This window comes from Thiobacillus sp. (genome assembly GCF_024708915.1).
Window position 1 is genome coordinate 1 of sequence record NZ_JANJXQ010000226.1, and the last position, 5081, is coordinate 5081.

Below are 5081 nucleotides of genomic sequence, written 5' to 3' on the forward strand. Positions count from 1 at the left end.
CCGGTAGAACTGGCGCTCGGTCGCCTCCAGCGCCGCGTCCGGCATCATGTTCAGCAGGCCGACGTGCAGCTCGCGGATTTCCTGGTTGGCCGCGCGCTCGGTCGACAGCACCGTGATGCCATCCTGGCGCAGGCGTTCGAAAGTGGGCAGGGCATTGTGCGCGACCAGCGGCATGATTACGCCTCGCGCCTCATGCCTGACGCCTCGCTTTTCCTGGCAATCGCGGTTTCCAGCAGCGCGAGGAAATCGCGCTCGTCGCGCACCTGCGCCACCTCCTGCGAGGTCACCGTGTAGCCGTGCGGCTGCGCGATCGCCTCGTAGCGCGGGATACGCGAATGGAACAGGCGCGGGAACACCCAGCGCGCGAAATCGTCCGGCTCGGCCTCGGCCACGAATTCGAGGCCTTTTTCCCGGAGATAGCGCGGCAGGTGCTCGGCCAGGAAAGCCGGGCGGAAATACAGCGGCTTGGGATCGGACTGCGCGCGCTTGATCAGCGTGTCCTCCTCTTCGCGGGTGGTGGTCTGGATGTAGAGGATCAGCGTGTGCTCCGCCAGCAGTTCGACCACGCCGGGCTCGTCCAGCTCGCACAGGCTGCCGCCGACGTCGTTGACGAAGTGTGGATAGCCGTAGATTTCCTGGCCCTTGCGGATGAAGTCCGGCACGTCGCGCATGGCGGCGATTTCGGCGTCGCGATAAGCCGCCTGACGGCGCGTGAACTCGTCCAGCGAGAGTCCGCCCCACGCCGGCCCGCCGAGCTTGCCGACGAAGGTCAGCACCGGCCCGAGATCGTGGATCTTGATGTTGTTCTTGATGTCGATCCAGTCGCGCCGCAACAGGTTGCATAGAAACGGCACCTGCATCGCCTGCTGCTTGATCAGGTCGAGGATGGGCTCGTCGAGATAGCGCGTGCCGATGCGGTAGTCGCCGGAAAAATGGAACCAGTCGTGGCCGCGCAGCATCGACGAGATGTGCGTCTTGCCGACGCCGGACATGCCGAGCAGGGTGATGCGCTTGGTCGGCCAGGCGCGGAAAGTTTCGGGGCTGAAATGCATGGGGCCGGTTTTCGTTGGATTAGCGCGAAGCCTACCGAAAAGCCACCCAATTAAAAAGGCCGCGCAGCAGAATGGTCTTCCGCAGACCGCACGGCCGGTCGCAATCTGCGCCTGTTCGCGCCCGGCTGCGAGGCGCTGGATCAGATCGATATCCGGCGCAGCCGCAACGCATTGAAAACAACGGAAGCCAAGCTGAAACCCATGGCCAGGAGCCGCCATCAGGGAAGACAGCGCTTATTGCATCAGATCGCCGCGTCGTTTGAGGAATTCGTCGCGATCGATCTCGCCGCGTGCATAGCGTTCTTCCAGAATGTCCAGCGCGGTGCGCTTCGGTTTGTCGCCATGGCTGCGAACGAAATACAGGCCGATCAGAACCAGCAGCAGGAGGGGCAGAAACCATCCCAGCAGCATCCCCCACCCCATGCCGTAGTGCTCGAATCCAAGCATATCCCGCCTCCTTCAGCTCAACCGCATCAGCGGCAGGTGCGCCCTGCATCCGCTTCCTACTTGGCTCAGTCCTCAGGGCTTGCCCATGCCGCTCGGTTTCAAGGGGCATATCCCGGGGTTTTTATGGGCTTAGCCCGATGGTCGGCGTACCGGCATGACTCAACGTCAACCTCGTTCCAGCCAGCAGTATTTCATCAATCATAGATGAGCCGGTTCCGACAGCAAGCCAGCACCAGGCAACCCCTCGGCAAACGCTTTCATCACGGCGGGGCATAATAAATGGCCCGACCGATACCATCCGCCCTCTTCATGACCGCCTCCCGCCTGCCCGTCCTGTCCCTGCTCGAAACCCGCGTCCTCGGCGTGCTCTGCGAAAAGCAGCACACCGTGCCCGATACCTATCCGCTGTCCCTCAACGCTCTGGTGGCCGGCTGCAACCAGAAAACTAGCCGTCATCCCGTGATCGAGGCCAGCGAGGCCGAGGTGCAGGCCGCCATCGACAGCCTCAGGGGGCCGGCTCTGGTCGTCGAATCCAGCGGTGGCCGCGTTACCCGCTACGCCCACAACATGGAAAAGGCCTTGCGCCTGCCCTCCCAGGCCGTCGCCCTGCTCACCGTGCTGATGCTGCGCGGCCCGCAGACCGCGGGTGAACTGCGCATCAACAGCGAACGCCTGCACCGTTTCGCCGACATCTCGGCAGTGGACGCTTTTCTGCAGGAACTGGCGGAACGGCCCGACGCTGCCATGGTGGCCGAGCTGCCGCGTCAGCCCGGCTCGCGCGAGAATCGCTGGGCCCATCTGCTCAGCGGCGCGCCGGCCGTCGAGTCCGCTGCAGCTTCCCCGGCAGCCGAATCCAGCGCCGATCCAGGCGTGGGCGAGATCGCCGCGCTCAAGACCCAGGTGGCGCGGTTGGAAGTGGAAGTCGACAGATTGAAAAGCCTGGTGGACACGCTTTGTGCCGAACGGGGAATGCCGGGCTGACAGGTCCGGCCCGCAAGGGTCGCGGCATTTATTGGTTCGGCCGTATGAAGTTTGAAACGCCATTCAGTGTCAGCTTGCCCGGACTGCATGAGACGGCACGGCAGGCCGAATCAATAAGCATTGAAAACAACGCTCTATTGAGGCGGCTCAACGAACCGTCTCGCTCAGGACGGCGCGAAAAACACTGCTGGATTCAAACATTGCCTGGCTGTCTCAATAGCCCGTTGCAGCCAATGTGCATGGTGTGGCGCGGCGGGTACTCAGCCGATTCATCGCGCGCGCCGGAACGCGCCCTTGGCCTGAGCACCAAAAAAGGGCGCCCTGCAGGGCGCCCCAGGATCCTTCGGAGAAAGGGAGTTGATTTACGCGTTGTAGGCCCGCTCGCCGTGGCTGGCAGTATCGAGACCTTCGCGTTCCTGCTCTTCGCTGACGCGCAGACCCATGGTCATGTCGATCAGCTTGAAGGCGACGAAACTCACCACGCCCGACCACACGATGGTGAGCAGTACGCCGGTCGCCTGCGTCACCACCTGGCCGGCCATCGAGTAGTCGTCGACGCCCACGCCGCCCAGCGCCGGCGAGACGAAGACGCCGGTGCCGATGGCGCCGATGATGCCGCCGATGCCATGGATGCCGAACACGTCGAGCGACTCGTCGTAGCCCAGCGCCTTCTTCAGGCCGGTGACACCCCACAGGCAGGCCACACCGCCAATCGCACCGAGAATGATCGCGCCCATCGGGCCGACCAGACCGGCCGCCGGGGTGATCACCACCAGGCCCGCGACGATGCCCGACGCCAGACCCAGCATGGAGGGTTTGCCGCGCAGCATCCACTCGGCGAACATCCAGGCCAGCGCCGCCGCAGCCGGGGCGAGGATGGTGTTGATGAAGGCGAGCGCCGCGCCGCCGGTGGCTTCGAGGTTGGAGCCGGCGTTGAAGCCGAACCAGCCCACCCACAGCAGCGAGGCGCCAATCATGGTCATCGGCAGGCTGTGCGGCGGCATCGCGTCACGGCCGTAGCCGATGCGCTTGCCGAGCACCAGCGCGCCCACCAGCGCCGCCACGCCCGAGTTGATGTGCACCACGGTGCCGCCCGCGAAATCGAGATCGCCCGCTTCGAACAGGTAGCCGCCAGTTGCCCACACCATGTGTGCGATCGGCAGATAGGCGAAGGTGAACCACAGCACCGAAAACACCAGCAGCGACGAGAATTTCACCCGTTCCGCCAGACCGCCGATGATCAGCGCCGTGGTGATGACGGCGAAGGTCAGCTGGAAGGCGACGAAGGTGAATTCGGGAATGACCACGCCGTCGGTGAAGGTCGCCGCCGTGCTGTCCGGGGTGATGCCGGCGAGGAACAGCTTCGAGAGGTCGCCGATCGCCCAGTTCATGCTGCCGCCATCGCCGAAGGCCAGCGAGTAGCCGTAGACCGCCCACAGGATCGCGATGAGCGCGAAGATCGCCATCACCTGGGTCAGCACCGACAGCATGTTCTTGGCGCGCACCAGGCCGCCGTAGAAGAGCGCAACGCCCGGAACGATCATCAGGACCACCAGCAGGGTGGAAACCATCATCCAGGCGGTGTCGCCCTTGTCCGGCACCGGGGCGGCGGGGGTCGCAGCGTCGACCGTCCCGGCCACCGCGGTCACCGCCTCGGCCACCGGCTCCACGGCTTCCTGCGCCAGGCCGAGGCCCGGAACAAGCAGGAAGGCCATCAGGCCCAGCGAAGCAAATAGTTTTTTCATGGTCGGCTCCTTACAGGGCGTCGGGGCCGGATTCGCCCGTGCGGATACGCACGACCTGTTCCAGGCTGGTGACAAAAATCTTGCCGTCGCCGATCTTGCCGGTATTGGCGGCTTTCTCGATTGCCTCGATCACGCGCTCGAGCAGCTCGGCGCTGATGGCGATTTCAATCTTCACCTTGGGCAGAAAATCGACCACGTATTCCGCTCCGCGATACAGTTCGGTGTGGCCTTTCTGCCGCCCGAATCCCTTCACTTCCGTGACCGTCAGGCCGGTGACGCCGATGGCGGACAACGCCTCGCGCACTTCGTCCAGCTTGAACGGCTTGATGATTGCCGTTACGAATTTCATGCCTAATCTCCCTCAAATGGAAAAACCGGGCGGCTGCCGCCCAGGTTCAAGCCGGTTCAGAACGTTTTGCCGACTGAAACGATGAAGCGATCGTCGGCCACCTTGCCGTACAGATCCTCGCCGTCGTCGTCGGTGGCCACATAGGCAAGGCCGAAGTTGAAGCCGCCGAATTCCTTGCTGACGCCAATCTTCCAGTCGGCGTAGTCAGCCTGGGCGCCTTGGCCCGCGGTGTAGCCATAGTGAAGACCGAGCATGACCGCAGCGGGCAGCTCATAGTTGAAGCTGGCATCCCAGTAGACCGTGCCGTCAGAATCGGCCGCGCCGAAATAATCCGTGGTGCTGTAGGAAGCCTTCAGGCCGAACCCCTTCCAGGTCAGGGCGGCATAGGCTTCAAGCGTGTCGGCATCGGACAGGTCGGGGTAGAAATACTGGAGCAGGCCGACGTTGTAGCCGAGATCGCCGGTAATCTTGCCGCTGTAGCCGCCATAGACGTCCCATTCCATGTTG

The 5081-nt window shown here is 63.7% G+C and carries 7 protein-coding genes; 1 reads left to right on the forward strand and 6 read right to left on the reverse strand.

Translation table 11 applies throughout. The features are described 5' to 3' along the window. The 3 genes from Q0L94_RS15060 to Q0L94_RS15070 form a co-directional block, all read right to left on the reverse strand. The coding region (locus Q0L94_RS15060) for a homoserine O-succinyltransferase (protein WP_296754780.1) at window positions 1-174 on the reverse strand (174 nt) is incomplete at its 3' end. Window positions 175-176: 2 nt separating this feature from the next. After that, entirely contained in the window at window positions 177-1052 is an 876-nt protein-coding gene (locus Q0L94_RS15065; protein ID WP_296754769.1) for an ATPase, read from the reverse strand. Between the two features lie 234 nt (window positions 1053-1286). Further along, window positions 1287-1499, reverse strand: a complete 213-nt coding sequence (locus Q0L94_RS15070) for an SHOCT domain-containing protein (RefSeq protein WP_296754771.1) — start codon at window positions 1497-1499, stop codon at window positions 1287-1289. A gap of 309 nt (window positions 1500-1808) precedes the next feature. On the opposite strand from Q0L94_RS15070, the gene Q0L94_RS15075 reads away from it, so the two are divergent. Next, a complete protein-coding gene (locus Q0L94_RS15075) occupies window positions 1809-2480 on the forward strand; it encodes a YceH family protein (protein ID WP_296754773.1) in 672 nt (223 codons plus the stop codon). Window positions 2481-2842: 362 nt separating this feature from the next. Here Q0L94_RS15075 and amt read toward each other — a convergent pair whose 3' ends face one another. The 3 genes from amt to Q0L94_RS15090 all read right to left on the reverse strand — a co-directional run. Beyond that, window positions 2843-4225: an ammonium transporter gene (amt, locus tag Q0L94_RS15080; RefSeq protein WP_296754774.1), complete on the reverse strand. Its 1383-nt coding sequence runs from the start codon at window positions 4223-4225 to the stop codon at window positions 2843-2845. Window positions 4226-4235: 10 nt separating this feature from the next. Further along, window positions 4236-4574, reverse strand: a complete 339-nt coding sequence (glnK, locus tag Q0L94_RS15085) for a P-II family nitrogen regulator (RefSeq protein ID WP_296754776.1) — start codon at window positions 4572-4574, stop codon at window positions 4236-4238. 56 nt (window positions 4575-4630) lie between these two features. Beyond that, window positions 4631-5081 (reverse strand): TorF family putative porin (locus tag Q0L94_RS15090; protein WP_296754779.1); only part of this gene is annotated, 451 nt, incomplete at its 5' end.

Coding starts and splice junctions, on each gene's coding strand:
- glnK (WP_296754776.1), bottom strand. CDS start 4,574: ATGAAATTCGTAACGGCAATCATCAAGCCGTTCAAGCTGGACGAAGTG.
- Q0L94_RS15070 (WP_296754771.1), bottom strand. CDS start 1,499: ATGCTTGGATTCGAGCACTACGGCATGGGGTGGGGGATGCTGCTGGGA.
- Q0L94_RS15075 (WP_296754773.1), top strand. CDS start 1,809: ATGACCGCCTCCCGCCTGCCCGTCCTGTCCCTGCTCGAAACCCGCGTC.
- Q0L94_RS15065 (WP_296754769.1), bottom strand. CDS start 1,052: ATGCATTTCAGCCCCGAAACTTTCCGCGCCTGGCCGACCAAGCGCATC.
- amt (WP_296754774.1), bottom strand. CDS start 4,225: ATGAAAAAACTATTTGCTTCGCTGGGCCTGATGGCCTTCCTGCTTGTT.